General features: G+C 73.3%; 14 protein-coding genes and 1 pseudogene. 8 read left to right on the top strand and 7 right to left on the bottom strand.

Annotation, left to right across the window (positions count from 1 at the left end):
* Nucleotides 1-157 precede the first annotated feature (157 nt).
* The 4 genes and pseudogenes from ACXN5W_RS25745 to ACXN5W_RS25730 all read left to right on the top strand — a co-directional run.
* Nucleotides 158-586, top strand: a pseudogene (locus ACXN5W_RS25745) (HNH endonuclease signature motif containing protein); the annotation flags it as partial.
* A 440-nt stretch (nt 587-1,026) separates the two neighbouring features.
* The gene (locus tag ACXN5W_RS25740) at nt 1,027-2,502 is read left to right on the top strand and encodes an MFS transporter (protein ID WP_473160958.1); all 1,476 of its coding nucleotides are present in this window, start codon (nt 1,027-1,029) and stop codon (nt 2,500-2,502) included.
* A 119-nt stretch (nt 2,503-2,621) separates the two neighbouring features.
* Nucleotides 2,622-2,987, top strand: a complete 366-nt coding sequence (locus tag ACXN5W_RS25735) for a hypothetical protein (RefSeq protein WP_473160957.1) — start codon at nt 2,622-2,624, stop codon at nt 2,985-2,987.
* A gap of 134 nt (nt 2,988-3,121) precedes the next feature.
* Entirely contained in the window at nt 3,122-3,886 is a 765-nt protein-coding gene (locus ACXN5W_RS25730; RefSeq protein WP_473160956.1) for a hypothetical protein, read from the top strand.
* Between the two features lie 90 nt (nt 3,887-3,976).
* On the opposite strand, the gene ACXN5W_RS25725 is transcribed toward ACXN5W_RS25730, so the two are convergent.
* On the bottom strand, nt 3,977-4,801 hold the full coding sequence (locus ACXN5W_RS25725; protein ID WP_473160955.1) for an arginase family protein: 825 nt from the start codon (nt 4,799-4,801) through the stop codon (nt 3,977-3,979).
* 115 nt (nt 4,802-4,916) lie between these two features.
* On the opposite strand from ACXN5W_RS25725, the gene ACXN5W_RS25720 reads away from it, so the two are divergent.
* The 3 genes from ACXN5W_RS25720 (at nt 4,917) to ACXN5W_RS25710 (ending at nt 7,692) form a co-directional block, all read left to right on the top strand.
* Nucleotides 4,917-6,179 (top strand): sensor histidine kinase, encoded by a 1,263-nt coding sequence (locus ACXN5W_RS25720; RefSeq protein ID WP_473160954.1) that lies wholly within the window; start codon nt 4,917-4,919, stop codon nt 6,177-6,179.
* A complete protein-coding gene (locus ACXN5W_RS25715; protein WP_473160953.1) occupies nt 6,176-6,847 on the top strand; it encodes a response regulator in 672 nt (223 codons plus the stop codon). Before ACXN5W_RS25720 ends, ACXN5W_RS25715 begins: the two co-directional genes overlap by 4 nt.
* A gap of 131 nt (nt 6,848-6,978) precedes the next feature.
* Nucleotides 6,979-7,692 (top strand): hypothetical protein, encoded by a 714-nt coding sequence (locus ACXN5W_RS25710; RefSeq protein ID WP_473160952.1) that lies wholly within the window; start codon nt 6,979-6,981, stop codon nt 7,690-7,692.
* On the opposite strand, the gene ACXN5W_RS25705 is transcribed toward ACXN5W_RS25710, so the two are convergent.
* From ACXN5W_RS25705 to ACXN5W_RS25690, 4 genes are all read right to left on the bottom strand, one after another.
* Nucleotides 7,573-8,070: a S26 family signal peptidase gene (locus tag ACXN5W_RS25705; RefSeq protein ID WP_473160951.1), complete on the bottom strand. Its 498-nt coding sequence runs from the start codon at nt 8,068-8,070 to the stop codon at nt 7,573-7,575. The two genes, ACXN5W_RS25710 and ACXN5W_RS25705, sit on opposite strands and share 120 nt — an antisense overlap.
* A gap of 12 nt (nt 8,071-8,082) precedes the next feature.
* Nucleotides 8,083-9,888 (bottom strand): ABC transporter ATP-binding protein, encoded by a 1,806-nt coding sequence (locus ACXN5W_RS25700; protein WP_473160950.1) that lies wholly within the window; start codon nt 9,886-9,888, stop codon nt 8,083-8,085.
* Between the two features lie 9 nt (nt 9,889-9,897).
* On the bottom strand, nt 9,898-10,452 hold the full coding sequence (locus ACXN5W_RS25695; protein ID WP_473160949.1) for a TlpA disulfide reductase family protein: 555 nt from the start codon (nt 10,450-10,452) through the stop codon (nt 9,898-9,900).
* Nucleotides 10,453-10,602: 150 nt separating this feature from the next.
* Nucleotides 10,603-10,785 carry a hypothetical protein gene (locus tag ACXN5W_RS25690; RefSeq protein ID WP_473160948.1) on the bottom strand — a complete coding sequence of 61 codons (183 nt, stop codon included), beginning with the start codon at nt 10,783-10,785 and terminating at the stop codon, nt 10,603-10,605.
* 143 nt (nt 10,786-10,928) lie between these two features.
* On the opposite strand from ACXN5W_RS25690, the gene ACXN5W_RS25685 reads away from it, so the two are divergent.
* Nucleotides 10,929-13,505, top strand: coding sequence for an ATP-binding protein (locus ACXN5W_RS25685; RefSeq protein ID WP_473160947.1), 2,577 nt, complete (start codon nt 10,929-10,931; stop codon nt 13,503-13,505).
* 68 nt (nt 13,506-13,573) lie between these two features.
* On the opposite strand, the gene ACXN5W_RS25680 is transcribed toward ACXN5W_RS25685, so the two are convergent.
* Together ACXN5W_RS25680 and ACXN5W_RS25675 are read right to left on the bottom strand one after the other, a co-directional pair.
* Nucleotides 13,574-14,212 carry an alpha-ketoglutarate-dependent dioxygenase AlkB gene (locus tag ACXN5W_RS25680; RefSeq protein ID WP_473160946.1) on the bottom strand — a complete coding sequence of 213 codons (639 nt, stop codon included), beginning with the start codon at nt 14,210-14,212 and terminating at the stop codon, nt 13,574-13,576.
* 76 nt (nt 14,213-14,288) lie between these two features.
* Nucleotides 14,289-15,485: an RtcB family protein gene (locus ACXN5W_RS25675; protein ID WP_473160945.1), complete on the bottom strand. Its 1,197-nt coding sequence runs from the start codon at nt 15,483-15,485 to the stop codon at nt 14,289-14,291.
* Nucleotides 15,486-15,617 lie beyond the last annotated feature (132 nt).

Here is a 15,617-nt window from a genome sequence, read left to right as displayed (position 1 = left end):
GCGCTGGAAGGCACCCCTGAACGCCTTCCAGATCGCCTTCGAAGGCCGGCTCACCCCAGCCAACCACTGACCACCTCAACAACCATGATCAGCCGTTAACTTGACAGGCCCCCACGGCCCCGCGGTACGACGAACTGGTGTTGGTGCTGCCAGTGCGCTCGGCGCGGGTTCGTTGGACAGTGGGCTGCGGTTGTCGCCCGAGGCGGTGCGGCGGTTGGCCTGTGACGCGGCGATTCTGCCGGCTGTGCTGGGTGGTCGTGGTCAGGTGCTCGATGTGGGTCGGCAGCGGCGGCTGTTCACCGGATCACTGCGGCGGGCCCTCGTGTTGCGGGACCGGGGTTGCGGCTTCCCGAGTTGTGATCGTCCGCCGCGTTGGTGCGCCGGGCACCATATTCGGCATTGGACAGACGGCGGGGAAACGGCTCTGGACAACGCGGTCCTGTTGTGTGCGTACCACCATCGGGTCATCCACCGTGGGCAGTGGCGAGTGCGACTCGCGGCGGACGGGCATCCGGAGTTCATCCCACCCGCCTGGATCGACCCCGACCGCAGACCAAGACGGAACCATTACCACCCACGCGACTGAAAGCCTGGAAATAAGGGGTTCAGGCGGTCGATCCGCTGCGCGGCACCTCGCCCTCGGCCAGCCGGGGATGGGTGGCCGGCACGAACGACCGCTCGGTGCCGGACACGCGCGGGGTTCCTGCGTCATGCGCTGCTCGCCCTGCCTGTCTCGCCTGTCGCACCGCCGGAGGGGCAGCCCAGCCCCGGACATCCGAGCGGCCAGCGTTGGTGACGGCGAGCGCGGTGACGTCGGTTGCGGCGGCAACCTCACTGTCCGCCCGACACCACCGAGGCCGCCCGACACCACCGAGGCCGCCCGACACCACGGAGGCTGAATGGGCTGCCCTCGCCTCGCAGGTACCGGCCGGGAGCGGGTCGTCGAGGGAGAAGTGCGGGGTCGAGGTGCCGGACCCGAAACCGCCTATAGTGAGTTCCGATCGGAGACTGACTGGGCGGTGCGGGATGCGGGACGTTCCCCGGGTGGTGTGGGTCCTCGCGGTCGGACGGTTCGTCAACGCGACCGGCTCGTTCCTGTTCTTCTTCCTGTTTCTCTACCTGACCGGGCCGCGCGGTATTCCGCTCGGTCCGGCGGGTGTGCTCGCCGGGAGTCTGGGCGCGGGGTTGCTGCTCGGTAACCTCACCGGCGGTGGCTTCGGCGACCGGTACGGGCATCGCCAGGTCATGCTGGTCGGTTCGACCGTTGTCGGAGTGCTCACCCTGCTGATCCCGTGGTTGCCGACGCCGCTGCTGATCGTGGCGCTGCCGGCGCTCGGTTACTCGTCGGCGACCACGGGCGTGTCTCAGGGTGCGCTCGCCGCACTCGCCGTACCGGCCGGCGACCGGCGTCGGTCCGTGGCGATCGGCCGGACCGCCTTCAACGCGGGCTGCGTGCTCGGGCCACCGATCGGCGCGGCGCTCTCGGCGTACGGCTTCACCTGGCTGTTCGTCGTGGACGGCGTGGTGACCCTGGTGGTTCGGCTGGCCACGGCCCGGCTGCTGCCCCCGGACCCGGCCGTCAGCGCCCGACCGGCGGCCGACCTGCCCTCGGAGCCGGGGGAGAAAACGCGGTCCGGTCGAGCCGGGACCGGGCGAGTCGAAACCGGTCGAGCAGGGACCGGTCGAGCAGGGACCGGTCGAGCAGGGACCGGTCGAGCAGGGACCGGTCGAGCGGAGGCCGGTCGAGCTGGACTTTGGTCGACGCTGCGGGCGGACCGTGGTCTGCTGCTGCTGTTCCCGGCGATTGTGCTGGTGGACCTGGTCTACCGCCAGCTGTACGCGACGTTGCCGGTCTACCTGCGTGACAACGGCCACCCGGTAGGGCTCTACGCATCCCTGATCGCGCTCGGGTCCGGTCTGATTCTCTGTCTGGAACTACCGGCCGCCCTCGCCCTGCGCCGGCTGAACGCGATCGGCATCGTGGGCGCCGGCTACTGCCTGGTGGGGGTGGGCTTCGGGCTGCTCGTCCGGGGCGCGGCCACCGTCATGGTGGTGACCGCGATGGTGGTCATCACCGTTGGGGAGATCCTCTACAAGACGACCGCCACCGCGTACGTGCTCGACGCCGCCCCCGATCACCTGGTCGGTCGGTACCAGGGTCTCTACACGGGGGCGGCGACCAGCGGCACCATCCTGGCCCCACCGTTGGGTGCGCTGGCGTACTCGGCCGGCCCGGACCTGCTCTGGACGGGCTGCGCGGTGGTCGCCATCGGAGCTGGTCTGCTGGCCTGGCTGTCCCGGCTGCCCCGCCGCCCGACCGCGCAGCAACCGGGCGCGCAGCAACCGGCCATGCGGCAACCGGCCGCGCGGCAACCGACCGCGCGGCAACCGGGCGCGCGGCAACCGGGCGCGCATCCGCCGATCATGGTGCCGTCGCCGGCTCATCCCGTGGACACGGTGCCGGATTCGAACGCCGGGGCGGCGGGTCGGAGCGGGGCTTGAACCACCGCTGATCCCCGACCGCTGGCGGGAATCGCGGTTGTCTCTCTACTGTGGATGCAACGCCATGAGGCGGGTCACTCCGGATGCGGCCAGCCGCCCGGTCCGGTAGGTTTGCTGCCATGGCTGCCGCGATCACCCCCGGATGGTGGGGCATGCGGTGGCTCGTGCGGTCGGTCGCCACCCTGGCCTGGACGGCCTTCACCGTGCTGGCGCTCGCGCTCGGCGTCGGCTCCGCCGGCGTACCGGGCATGGACCTTTCGGCCCCGACGGCCCGGAGCGTACGGCCCGGCGTCGTGACGGTCGCCGACGGCGCGGCTCGCGAGTTGAGCCTCGACCGGCCGGCCGTCGACGCGGTGGAGCAGCCACATCCGGTGGCGGAGCAGGTCGTCGACCGGACCGCCCGGATTCCCGCGGAGTCGGCCTGGTCGCCGGCCGGAGCGGTCGTACCCGGCTCGACCGGCGAACGGGCCCCGCCGGCCCGCTGAGGCGTTTCCGACCGTCTCCTGTCGCGAGTTCCGGCGCGAACACCCCGCCGCTCGCCGTGACCCGGTCCGGACCCTGAACGCCGCTGCCGTGCGCCCGTCCGCCCGTTCGCGTTCTTCCCCGCCGAGGTGTCCCGATGGAAACAGTCATCTCCCTTGTCCTGCCCGATGTGCCGCGTGCGGCGGTCATCTGGATCGTGCTGCTCGTGCTCGGTCTGGCCGCGATGCTGGCCCTGATCGCCCAGCCGGGCCGGTCGGCCCGCGCCGCCGTATCCGAGGATCTGACCCCGGCCGCCGAGACGGAACGGGATCTGCTGCGCTACGCCGACGAGGTGAGCGTCGCGGCCGACCGGGCGGCCGCCACCGCCCGGCAGGCCCGGGAACTCTGGTCGGGCGCCGAGGACGAGGCCGAGGCTGCCTGGCGGGCCTACCTGGCCGCGGACGAGGCGCTGAGCCGGGTCGCCGCGGCGGCGGCGCTGCCGGCGCCACACACCCCGCAGACCCCCGCGGAGTACGCCGACCGCGAGCGGTACCTGCACCGGGCGGCGATCGCCGCACACTGGCGGGGTGACCTGGCGGTGCGCCGGCTCACCGACGCGCTGGCGCATCGCGACGGCTGGGACCCACGACTGCACCCCGTCGATCAGGAGCGTTATCTGCTCACGGTGATCCGTAACGATCGACTGGCCGCGCACCGGGCGGCCAGCGAGCGGGAGCGGGCGGCGTGGCAGGAGGCCGAGCGGGCCGCCGAGGCGGCGCGCAGCCTGCGCGCTGAGGCCGCCAAGGCGACGGCGCTGGCCTCCCGGCCGGTCCCGGCCGGCGACCTGGCGGCGGACCTGCTGTCCGAACCGACGGTCCCGGTCCCGACGCCGCAGCGCTGGCGACCGGCCCGCGTCGGCTGAGCGAGTGGCGCGGCCGGGTGGACTGAGCGAGCGGCGCCGGGTCGGGTGAGCGGGCGGCGCGGCCGGGCCAACTGGCTGGCCGAACGCCGCTCAGAGCGGTGGCAGCAGGGTGGAGAGCAGTCGGGCGCGGGTGCCGCTCGGTAGCTCTCGGCCGGGCTTCCAGGTGCAACCCACGTCGTACGCCACGACCCGGCCGGTGTCGAGGACGCGCCGGACCGCCGTGAGAACCTCCGCGGCCGGGGGCCCGGCGGCGGCCGGATAGCGCGGCTCCGGTAGCTCGGCCGGATCGATCACGTCGGTGTCGAGATGCAGCACCAGCGGACCGGGTGGCAGCGCCGCCGCGTCCAGTCCGGGCACCGTGGCCCGGCGGATCCGGGAAGTGGCCAGGAACTCCTCCTCGAGCGGATCCAGATCGCGGGCATCGACCAGCAGCACCCGGTCCTCCGGCAGCGGACGCAGCCCCAGCCGGTCGGCGCTCAGTTCCGGCCGGTAGCCGGTGAGGATCCGCAGCGGGATCCCACCCAGGTAGCCGGACGCGCTGGTCTCCAGCGTCTGGAGGTCACCGTGGGCGTCGAACCAGACGATCGCCGGGTCCACGCCGGCGCGCTGGAGTCCGGCCACCACCCCCAGCACCACCATGCAGTCCCCGGAAAGCACCGTGGGCACGTCCCCCGCGCCGGCGATCTGCGCCACCCGGCCGGCCACCCGTTCGTGCAACCGGGCCATCCGGTCCCACGGATCGCCGTCGCCCAGTCCGCCGTCGCCCAGTTCGCCGTCGCCCAGTCTGCCGTCGCCCAGTTCGGCGGAGGCCACCTCGGCGGGGACCAGCTCGGCATCGGCACCCGGCGGCAGGATCAGGTCGAGTTCCGGTAGGTGTTCGTCCAAATGGTACGGAACGACGAGCGGCGACACCATGCGGCCACCGTACGCCAACCGGCGGTGGCGCACGGGCCCCGGCGGCCGGGGTGACGCCCGCGCAATACCGCATTCGCGGTACGTCGCTGGCTCGTTCCCTCGTTACGGTGGCTGGGTGAGGATCGCGCTGCCAGGCCGACCCGGCACCACGATTCCGGCGCTGGCCGTCGACGCGGCGCTGGTCGCGGGCGCGGCAGCGGTCACCGCGTACCGGATTCGGGCGGGTTCGGGACCGACCGGCCATCGGGTCGACGCCGCCGGGTACGGAATCGGGCTGGCGATGGCGCTCCCGCTGCTCGCCCGTCGTCGCCACCCGGCGGCCGTCCTCGCGGTCGTCACGGTGCTGTGGATCGCTTATCACAGCCGGCAGTACCCGGGTGGAGCGCCGGCCGCGCCGATCTGGGTGGCGCTCTACTCGGTCGGCGTCGCTCCACGGCGTACGGCAGGTCTGTTGCTCGCCGCGGTGCTGGTCGGGTCCGACGCGCTGGCCCGGACCGGGTCGGCTGGGACGGTCCTGCTCGACGCCGACCTCGACGGATCGACGGTGGTGTTCGTCGCGGCGCTGCTGCTGGGCGACTCGGTGCGCAGCCGGCGGGCCTGGCTGGCCGAGGCCCGGGCCCGGGCCGCGCTGCTGGTGGGCCAGCGGGATCGCGCGGCGGCCCGGCGGCTGACCGACGAGCGGGTCCGGATCGCCCAGGAACTGCACGATGTCACAGCGCACACCATCGCGGTGATCGGCGTCCAGGCCCAGGTCGCGGCCGAGGTGTTCGACGACGCCCCGGAGCAGGCGCGCGGTGCGCTGCACGAGGTGCGCCGCGCCACCCGGGAGGCAATGGTCGAACTGCGTGCCGCCGTCGGGCTGCTCCGGGACGGAACTCCACCCGCCGTCGAGACCCCACCCGCCGTCGAGACCCCATCCGCCGTCGGAGCTCCGCCCGCCGTCGAGCCGCCGGCCCCCGGCCTGGACGGCCTGCCCGTTCTCGCCGATCGGGCCCGGGCGGCCGGACGGGCCGTGCACCTCGCGTACCGGGGCGACCGGCGGGTCGTGCCCCGGGCCGTGCAGGCCGTCGCCTACCGGATCGCGCAGGAGTCGCTGACGAACGTGTTGCGGCACTCCGACGCGGGTGGCGTGGACATCGTGCTGACGTACGCGGCCGGCGGGATCGAGCTGACGGTCATCGACGAGGGTCCGCCGGCCGGCGGCCCGGACCCGGTGTCGCCGATGGAGGATCCGGCCGGTGCTGCGCTGCCGGGCTTCGGGCTGCGTGGGATGGCCGAGCGGGCGGCCAGCCTCGGCGGATCGCTGACCGCCGGTCCGCTGCCGGCCGGCCCCGGCTTCCGGGTACACGCCTGGTTGCCCACCGAGGTCACGTCGTGACCATCCGGGTCCTGGTCGCGGACGACCAGACCCTGGTCCGGGCTGGTTTCCGGGTGCTGCTGGACCGGGCCGAGGACATCGAGGTGGTCGCCGTGGCCGGCGACGGCGACGAGGCGATCGCGCTGGCCCGGGCGCACCGCCCGGACATCGTGCTGATGGATGTCCGGATGCCCGGCACCGACGGCCTGACCGCCACCCGGCGGCTCCTCGGCGACGCCCGGCTGCCGGGCCTACGGGTGATCATGCTGACCACCTTTGAACTCGACGAGTACGTCTTCGCGGCGCTGCACGCCGGAGCCAGTGGCTTCCTGCTCAAGGACCTCGAACCGGAGGCGCTGCGGCAGGCCGTCCGGACGGTGGCCACCGGTGACGCGCTGCTGGCGCCCCGGATCACCACCCGGCTGATCGCCGCGTTCGTCGGCCGCCCCGGTGGTCCGCCGGTGGATCCGGGGCGGGTGGCCGCGCTGACCGCCCGGGAACGCCAGGTGGTGGCGTTGATCGCGGAAGGGCTCTCCGACCGTGAGGTGGCGCACCGGTTGACCATGAGCCCGGCCACGGCGAAGACCCACGCCAACCGGTCGATGACGAAGCTGGGTGCCCGGGACCGGGCCCAGTTGGTGGTCTTCGCCTACCGCTGTGGTCTCGCCGTCCTGCCGCACCCGCGGTAGCCGGTCCACCCCAGACCAGGTACCGGAACCACCGCGTCGGGAGGACGGACCGGCAGGCCCGGCTGCCTAGCGTCGGAACCGGTCGCGCACGGCGGCCGGATCCGGTCCGTTGGGCCGAGAAGGGGACAACCATGATGAACAACCCGACCAGGGTCACCGCCGGGGTGTGCCTCGTGCTGGGGCCCGTCCTGCAGGCGGCGGCCACCTTCTACTGGCAGGACGGCCGCCAGGGGGTCGACGCCGCCACCCTGATCGTGCTGTCCACCGCCGCCTGGCTGCTCGGGCTGATCGGTGTGTTCCGGTCCGTGGAGAACCGGCTCCCCCGGTACGCGGCGGTCGGGTTGCCGGTCGCCCTGTACGGGGCGCTGTCCGGCGTCTCGTTCGCGGTGCAGGGCATGCACGAGGAGTTGTTCGGCGTCTCCCACCAGCAAGCGGTGGACCTGCTCAACCAGCACCCGTGGCAGGCCCGGATCGTGTTCTGGATCGCCGGGCCACTGTTCCCGATCAGCCTGTTCGTGCTGGGCATCGCGTTGGCCCGGATCCGGGCCGTGCCGCTCTGGGCGGGGGCGCTGGTGTGCCTGGGCGCCCTGGCCTTCCCGCTCAGCCGCATCCCGCGCGAGGCGACGGTCGCGCACCTGGCGGATCTGCTCCTGCTGCTGCCCTTTGCCTACCTCGGGGTCCGGCTGGCGCTGACCGGGTTGACTCCAGGCGCCAGCGGTTCCGGTTCACCGGACCGGCGGGATCCGGCGGCCGTCGATCCGCCGCCGGGCGACGCCGAGCACCTGCTCGGTCCGCACCGTGCCGAACTGCCGAGAGTCGGTACTGACCGCGGAGTTGTCGCCTAGCAGCACGAGTTCGCCCGGACCGACCGTCCCCGAATGGTGGCGGGACCAGGCCGGGAGGAAGGCCGGCGCCGGGTCGCCGGGCAGTGCGGCGACCCGCTTCACGATGTACCGAGGACGCGGCGTCCCGAGGTTGCGCGGGAGATCGCGGCCGGTCCGGCCGGTGGGACGGCACGGCAGCGACTCCCGGACGACCACGACGTCGCCCCGACACAACGCGGTCGACGGCACCCGCCGGACGAGGATGCGCTGGTTGTGGCGCAGAGCCGGCGCCATGCTCAGCCCGTCGACCGCAACCATGACGAAGCCTCGGCGGTTGGCCAGCAGCAGGCCGGCGACGGCCGCCGTCAGGGCCGTGCCGCAGACGAGCAGCAGGATCACCGGACAACCTCCTCAGATCGCGGCCCGGTAGCCGGCCGCCTGGAGTTCGAACAGTCGCGCGTACGGCCCGCCGGTGCGGACCAGTTGCTCGTGGCTGCCGCTCTCCACGATCACGCCGTCGGAGAGCACGACGATCAGGTCCGCCTCACGTACGACGCCGAGCCGGTGCGACACCAGCAGCCCGGTCAGCCCGCTGCGGTGCTCGCGGAGCCGGCTGTGCACCTCGTGTTCGGCCTCGGCGTCCAGAGCCGCGCTCGGCTCATCGAGGATGAGCAGGTCGGGCCGCTCCAGGACGAGACCACGGGCGATCGACAACCGCTGCCACTGGCCGCCGGAGAGCACCACCCCGGTGTCCGGATCCTCGCGGTCGGCCTCGGAGAAGAAGATCCGGGTGAGCAGGGTGTCGTAGCCGCGCGGGAGGGCGGCCAGGATGTCGTGGATGCCGGCGTGCCGGGCCGCGGCCTCGACCCGGCCGGCCTCGGTCAGGGCGGTCAGGTCACCGAGGGCGATGTTCTCCCGCGCCGTGAGGTCGTACGCGATGGCGTCCTGGAACACCGCGCGTACCCGGCGGCGGAGCGCTACGGGGTCGAGGTTACGCAGGTCGACGCCGTCCCACCGGATGCTTCCCCGGGTCGGGTCGTAGAAGCGGCAGAGCAGCTTGATCATGGTGGTCTTGCCGGCACCGTTCAGACCCACCACAGCGGTCGAGAGGCCGGCCGGCAGCACCAGGTTCACGCCGCGCAGCACCCACGGCTGGTCGTCGGCGTACCGGAACCAGACGTCCCGCAGTTCGATGCCGATCCGCAGCGGCGCCACCGGCCGGGGGTCCGGACTGACCGGCAGGTCCGGCTCGGCGTCGGTGACGGCCTGGTGGTGCGCGAACAGCAGCAGTGCCTGGTGTACGCCCACGGTCCCGCCGACCAGGGTGGCGAGGGCGGACTGCATCGAGGCGACCGCGGTCACCACCAGCGCCACATCACCGACGGTGAGGGTGCCGGCGACGGCGGCCCGGACCGCCCACAGCAGCAGGCCACCGGCCACCGTGGCACCGAGCAGCGCGAGCCCGCCCTGGGTGGCCAGCTCCCGGCGGTCCAGTCCGCGCCGGGCCCGCTGGATGGACCGCATCTCGTCGGCCATCCGGCGCCAGAGGTACGGGCCGGTGCCGAACAGCCGGATCTCCTTGGCCGCCTGCGGATCCGTCAGCAGCCCGGCGTAGAAGAACTCCCGCCGTTCCGCCTGGCCTGTCTGGGCGATCATCGTCGCCCGGCGGCGGCTCAGCGCGAGTTCGGACAGCAGCGCCGGCACGGCGGCCAGCAGTACGGCCACGGCCACCCACGGGCCGAGCAGGACCAGGGTGCCGGCGAAGGCGATGATGGTCAGTCCGGCCTGGAGGGAGGTGACGACGCCCTCCACCATCATCCCGGGTCCCTGCACACCGCTCGACCGGGCGATCTGGATCCGGTCCAGGAAGTTCGGCTCCTCGAAGCGGCGTAGCCCGACGAACCGGTCCACCGCGGCGTAGAGCGAGGCGGTGGCGAGCAGCAGCACCCGGCGCTCGGTCTCGGCCCGCAGGTAGCGGGTGGCGTGCGGGGCCATCGAGGTGGCCACCCCCACGGCGGCGAGTGCGGCGGTCAGGGCGACCACCTGCGCCCAGCGGACGGACCCGCTCGCCAACCGGTCGATCATCAGCTTGGTCAGCCACCCCATGGCCGGGGGCGCGAGCCCCGCGACGATCGCCAGGGCGGCGTACCCGGCGATCTGCGCCGCCGCGGCCTGCCGGGCGAGCCGCAGAGCCCGCCCGGCCGCACGTACCGACATGGCCCGCGCTCAGCCGGCCGCGACCGCGGGCTCGTCGTCCTCGCTGGTCACCTGGCGCAGGTCGAAGTTCGAGGCGAGGATCCTGCCGTCCTGCGCCAGGGCGAAGGCCGGGAAGCCGAAGACCCCGAACGCCTGCTGGATCGGACCCTGGTCCGATTCCCGTACGACGGTGGCGACGGGCCGGAGGTGCTCGATCAGCTCGGCGGTGTCCTCGGGTGGCCCGGCGACCACGGCCAGCACCTCGTCCCGGCCGCCGGGGCGGTTCGCGGCGTACTGGATGAAGTCGGGCATCCGCTCCTTGCAGGCGCTACAGCCCGGGGAGAAGAACCCGAGCAGTGGACGGTGGCCGAGCGCGCCGAGGGTGACCGGCCGGCCGTCGACACTGGTGGCGGTGAACTCGCCGACCGGGGTACCGGCGGGCGCGGCCACCGAGTTGCTGCCGCCGCGCAGCGCGGCCAGTTCGGTGGTGTGCTCCCGCAGCCGGCGCAGCACACCGAGACAGAACAGCAGATTGACGAGACCGAGCAGTCCAACCAGGACCACGGCCGAGGTGAGGAGTGCCATCGATTCTCCAGGGTTGAGGCGTGGGGGAGGGTGGGGCGACGTCAGGGCCCGTCCGCCGGGCGGCTCGCCCGCCGTCCGTACGGATCACCGGACGGACGGGCGAGGGCTCGGCAGACGGGCCCTGACGTGCCCCCGTTGGCTTCTGTGCGGTCAGCAGCCGCCCCGGTAGACGATGTTGCAGGGACCGCACGGCTTAAGGTCGCAGCACTGCTTCTTGTACAGGTAAACCCCGCTGCAGAAGCAGGAGATCTCGTAGCAGGTCGCGCTGGCGGTGGTCCGCGGCGCGAGGGTGCCGACCAGCCGGTCGGCGAGCGCGGTGATCGTCCGAGTCATGGCGTCCTCCTCGTTCTCCCGGCCGCGTGTTGCGGCCGGAAGTCCATAGGAACCCGTGACTGTTACAAGCGCCATGTCATTGAACCGGACGTTACACCGGATGTAACGTGTGAAATCGCGGACTGATAACGGGGAGGTCCGGCTTGGGGGACCTGTTCGGGCTCTTGCTCCGGCGTCACCGGCTCCGTCGACAGCTCACCCAGGAAGCCCTCGCGGAACGAGCGGGGATCAGTTCCCGGTCGATCGCCGACATGGAGCGGAGCCGGCGTCGCAGTCCGCGACCGCGTTCCGTGGAACAGTTGGCCGCCGCGCTGGGACTGTCCGGATCGGATCGGGAGGAGTTCCTCGATGCGGCCCGGACACTCTACTGGGCCAACCGCACCGCCCGATCCGACCCGGTCGATCAACCCGGGCAAGCTGAGCGCCCCGCGCCCGCGGTGGCTTGGCGGCAGCTGCCCGCTGATCTGCCCGACTTCGTGGGTCGGGCCGAGGAGATCGCCCGGCTCCGGGCCGTGTTCGGCTCGGGCGGACCGCCCGGGCTGGTGGTGCTGTCCGGTCCGCCCGGCGTCGGGAAGACCGCCCTGGCGATCCACATCGGACATCTGTTGGACGGGCAATTCCCGGACGGTCAGCTCTACGCGGCGCTGCGCGGTGGCTCCGACGACCCGGCCGATCCGGCCGAGGTGCTCGCTCACCTGCTGCGGATGCTGGGCGTGGACGGAACGGCCATCCCGGCCGGAACGGACGCCCGGGCGGCGCTGTTCCGGGCCCGGGTGGCGGATCGCCGCCTGCTCCTGGTGCTCGACGACGCGGCCGGCTACCGACAGGTGGAGCCCCTGCTGCCGGCCACCGACGGCGGCGTGCTGGTGACCAGTCGACTGCCCCTGACCGGCCTGCCCGGCGTGACCTCGATAGACCTCAGGCCGCTGGCCCTGCCGGCCGCGGTCGAGCTGCTGGGCCGGGTCGCCGGCCAGGAGCGTCCCGATGGCGACCCGGCGGCCGCCGCCGAGCTGGTCCGGGCCTGCGGTGGGCTACCGCTGGCGGTACGGATCGCCGCGGCCCGGCTGGCCGCTCGGCCACACTGGACGATCAGTGGCCTGAACGAGCGACTGGCCGACGAGCGTCGCCGACTCGACGAGCTGCGGCACGGGGACCTCGCCGTGCGGCCGGGCCTGCACCTGGCGTACCGGGCGTTGTCCCCCACCGCGGCGCGGGCCTTCCTGCTGCTCGGCGAGCTGGGGCTGCCGTCGTTCCCGGAATGGTCGGTGGCCGTGTTGCTGGGCGCCCCGCCGGCGGTGGGCGCCGCCGCCCTTGAGGAACTGCTCGACGCCCGGTTGCTGGACGCGGTGGGCGCCGACCCGGCCGGTCAGCCGCGGTTCCGGTTCCACGAGATGACCCGGCTGTACGCCCGGGAGCGCTCGGAGTCGGACGTCGACCGCACCGAGTGGCGGGCCGCCTTGGGCCGGGCCGCGGAGAGCTGGCTGGGGCTGTCCCGGGTGGTCCGGGAGCGCCTGCACTGCCAGCGGCTGCACCTCGATGATTTCGCCGGTACGGCAGCCGTCATCGACGCCCGGCCGGCGGCGGCAGCCGTCACCGACGCCCGGGTGGCGGAGGCCGCCGTCCAGGTCCCGGTGCAGTGGTTCGAGGCCGAACGGGAATCCCTCGCCGTACTCGTGTCGGCCTGCGCCCGCGCGGGGTTGGCCGGTCCGGCGTGGGCCCTGGCCGGCTGCGCCGTGGACTTCTACGGTCTGCGGGCCTACTACTCCGACTGGCGCAGGGTGGTCCAGGTGGCGCTCGACGCCTGCCGGCGGATCGGCGACCGCCGGGGCGAGGCGGCGATGCTCCGCGGCCTCGGGAGCTGCCTGGTCGAGGTCGACGACCCGGACGCGGCGCTGGCCACGCTGCGCGACGGTATCGCCCTGGCCGAGGAACTCGGCGACTCCGCCGGGGCCGCCCTGGGCCGCCGGTACGTCGGTTTCGTCCTCGCGATCACCGGCCGGCTCGTCGAGGCCGAGGCCGAGTTGCGGCTGGCGGGGGAGGCACTGGGCCAGGCCGGACTGCCGTCTGCCCAGTCGCTCTGCCTGACGAACCTCGGCTTCACGCTGCGCCAGCAGGGCGGGGCCGAGGCGGCCGTCGCGGTGATCCGTCCGGCGTTGGCCACGGCTCGGTTGAGTGGTGACCGGTTCGCCGAGGCGTACGCGCTGCGCGGGCTGGCGGGGGCACTCATGACCAACGGCTGGCCGGCCGGGTCGGCCGAGGCGGCCCACCGGGCCGCGACCCTGTACGAGGAGCTTGGCGACCCGATCGGGGCCGCCCAGAGTCTTCGGGCGCTGGGCGAGGCGCTGGCGACGGATCCCGTTCGGCTGGCCGAGGCCGAACGGACCCTGGACGAGGCCGCCGAGCTGTTCCGGGCCCATGGGCACAGCTGGGGACTGGCTCTGGCCGAGTTGAGCCGGGGTGAGATCGGCGCCCGGCGGGGCGACCCCGAGGCGGCGGCCCGGCTCCGCCGATCGCTGCGGTACTGGACCGACGAGAAGGTGCCCGCGCTCCAGGCCCGGAGCCTCACGGCGCTCGCCTCGGTGGCCGAACGGGCCGGCGACCCCTCGGCCCGGGACCTGCTGCTGCGCGCGTACGAGCTTTATCGGGAACTGGGGGTGCCGGCCGCGGCCGAACTCGCGGCCCGGCTCGGTCTGCCCCGGGAGAGCATCCCGGACCCCTGAGTCAGGTCGCCATCCTCGGCCGACCACGCCGTGGGCGGTCCGCGGGAATCGTCGTCGGGAGAGCCGGGTCAGGCGACCCCGACCGGGCGGAACTGCACGCTGACCCGGGGACCGACCGGGCGGGTGGTCTTGGGGATGGCGTGTTCCCAGGTGCGTTGGCAGGAGCCACCCATCACCACCAGATCGCCGTGGCCAAGCGGGAACCGCCGGCTCTCCCCGCCGCCCCGTGGCCGCAGCAGCAGTGGCCGTGGCTCGCCGAACGACACGATCGCCACCATGGTGTCCAGATACGACGAGCGGCCCCGGGTGTCGCCGTGCCAGGCGACGCTGTCCCGGCCGGTCCGGTAGAGACACATCCCGGCGGTGACGAACGGCTCGCCCAGCTCGAACAGGTAGTGCTCGGTGAGCCGGTTGCGCGCCTCGGTCAGCACCGGGTGCGGCAGCCGCTCACGGCCGTCGTACCAGCACAGCAGCCGGGGCACGTCGACCTCGGCGTCGTACATGGTGCGGCGCTCGGCCCGCCACGGGACGTCGGTGAGCAGGGTCCGCAGCACGGCGTCCGAGCTGCGGACCCAACCGGGCAGGTGGTCGACCCAGGCGCCGTCGGTCAACTGGTGCCGGCGGATCCGGCCGGCCAGCGTGCCCAACCGGGCTCCGCGCTCATCGTCGAGGTCGAGCATCGAAGGCTGGTACGCGAGGTTGGTCATGTCGGCCAGCCTACCTCGTCATTCGTACACATGTTCGAAGAAACGCCGATCCGGCCCACGGGAGCCGGATCGGCGTTCACCCCTTCACGCAGACCACCTGGCGCAGCCGCGCCACCACCTCGACGAGGTCGCGCTGCTCGGTCATCACCCGGTCGATGTCCTTGTACGCGGCCGGGATCTCGTCTACCACCCCGGCGTCCTTGCGGCACTCCACCCCGCTGGTCTGGGCAGCGAGGTCGGCCGTGCTGTACGTCCGCTTCGCCTGACCCCGCGACATCCGCCGGCCCGCGCCGTGCGAGGCCGAGCAGTAGGCGTCGGTGTTACCCAGCCCCCGCACGATGTACGAACCGGTGCCCATCGAACCGGGGATGATGCCCAGCTCACCCCGGCCGGCCCGGATCGCGCCCTTGCGGGTCACCAGCACGTCCACCCCGCCGTACGACTCCTCGGCCACGTAGTTGTGGTGGCAGGAGATCGGCTCGTCGTACCGCACCTGCGGCAGGTGGTCCCGGAGCACTCCGCAGAGCAGCGCCAGCATCACCGCCCGGTTGCGCCGGGCGTACTCCTGGGCCCACGCCAGATCCCGGCGGTAGGCCGCCATCTCCGGCGTACCGGCCAGGAACACCGCCAGGTCGCGGTCCGGCAGGTCGGCGTTGTGCGGCAGCCGACGGGCCACCGCCATGTGCCGTTCGGCCAGTTCCTTGCCGATGTTGCGGGAACCCGAGTGCAGCATCAGCCAGACCCGCCCGTCGTCCGGGCCGCCCTGCTCCAGGCACACCTCGATGAAGTGGTTGCCCCCGCCGAGCGTGCCGAGTTGGTGCTGCGCGCGGTGCTCCAGTGCGGCCACCCCGGTCAGGTCGGCGAAGGCGCGCCAGAAGCCGCCCCAGCCGGACTGCTCCAGCCCGCGTACCCGACGCGGGTCCACCGGCCGGTCGTGCGCGGTGAAGCCGACCGGGATGGCCGCCTCGATCGCGCCACGCAGCCGGCCGAGGTCGTCGGGCAGGTCGGCGGCGGTCAGCGAGGTACGCACCGCGGACATCCCGCAGCCGATGTCCACGCCCACGGCGGCCGGGGAGATCGCCGAACGCATCGCGATCACCGAGCCCACGGTGGCGCCCTTGCCGTAGTGGACGTCCGGCATCACCGCGACGCCGTCCACCCAGCGGAGCTGGCCGATGTTCCGGAGCTGCCGGGCGGCCTCGGCCTCGATGGCGTACGGGTCGGTCCAGACCCGGACCGGCGCCCGGGTCCCGGCCAGCAGGGTGTAGCCCATGACGGTGCCTTTCAGACGAGGAAGTGCGGACGCACGGTAGGTGGGGTTCCACGGCCGGGCAACGCCTTTAGCGGTACGCGAAGCATGCCCCGGAGTACCCACGGGAGGACCGCTCACCGGGCCACCGGACGG

This window comes from Plantactinospora sp. A48 (genome assembly GCF_055793945.1).
The sequence above is the reverse complement of the archived record's forward strand: the minus strand, read 5'-3'. Positions and strand labels throughout refer to the sequence as shown.

Excerpts from the sequence above, each read along its gene's own strand:
- ACXN5W_RS25695 (WP_473160949.1), bottom strand. The coding sequence starts at position 10,452 with ATGGCACTCCTCACCTCGGCCGTGGTCCTGGTTGGACTGCTCGGTCTC.
- ACXN5W_RS25725 (WP_473160955.1), bottom strand. The coding sequence starts at position 4,801 with ATGGTGTCGCCGCTCGTCGTTCCGTACCATTTGGACGAACACCTACCG.
- ACXN5W_RS25710 (WP_473160952.1), top strand. The coding sequence starts at position 6,979 with ATGATGAACAACCCGACCAGGGTCACCGCCGGGGTGTGCCTCGTGCTG.
- ACXN5W_RS25700 (WP_473160950.1), bottom strand. The coding sequence starts at position 9,888 with ATGTCGGTACGTGCGGCCGGGCGGGCTCTGCGGCTCGCCCGGCAGGCC.
- ACXN5W_RS25680 (WP_473160946.1), bottom strand. The coding sequence starts at position 14,212 with ATGACCAACCTCGCGTACCAGCCTTCGATGCTCGACCTCGACGATGAG.
- ACXN5W_RS25690 (WP_473160948.1), bottom strand. The coding sequence starts at position 10,785 with ATGACTCGGACGATCACCGCGCTCGCCGACCGGCTGGTCGGCACCCTC.
- ACXN5W_RS25735 (WP_473160957.1), top strand. The coding sequence starts at position 2,622 with ATGGCTGCCGCGATCACCCCCGGATGGTGGGGCATGCGGTGGCTCGTG.
- ACXN5W_RS25730 (WP_473160956.1), top strand. The coding sequence starts at position 3,122 with ATGGAAACAGTCATCTCCCTTGTCCTGCCCGATGTGCCGCGTGCGGCG.
- ACXN5W_RS25675 (WP_473160945.1), bottom strand. The coding sequence starts at position 15,485 with ATGGGCTACACCCTGCTGGCCGGGACCCGGGCGCCGGTCCGGGTCTGG.
- ACXN5W_RS25740 (WP_473160958.1), top strand. The coding sequence starts at position 1,027 with ATGCGGGACGTTCCCCGGGTGGTGTGGGTCCTCGCGGTCGGACGGTTC.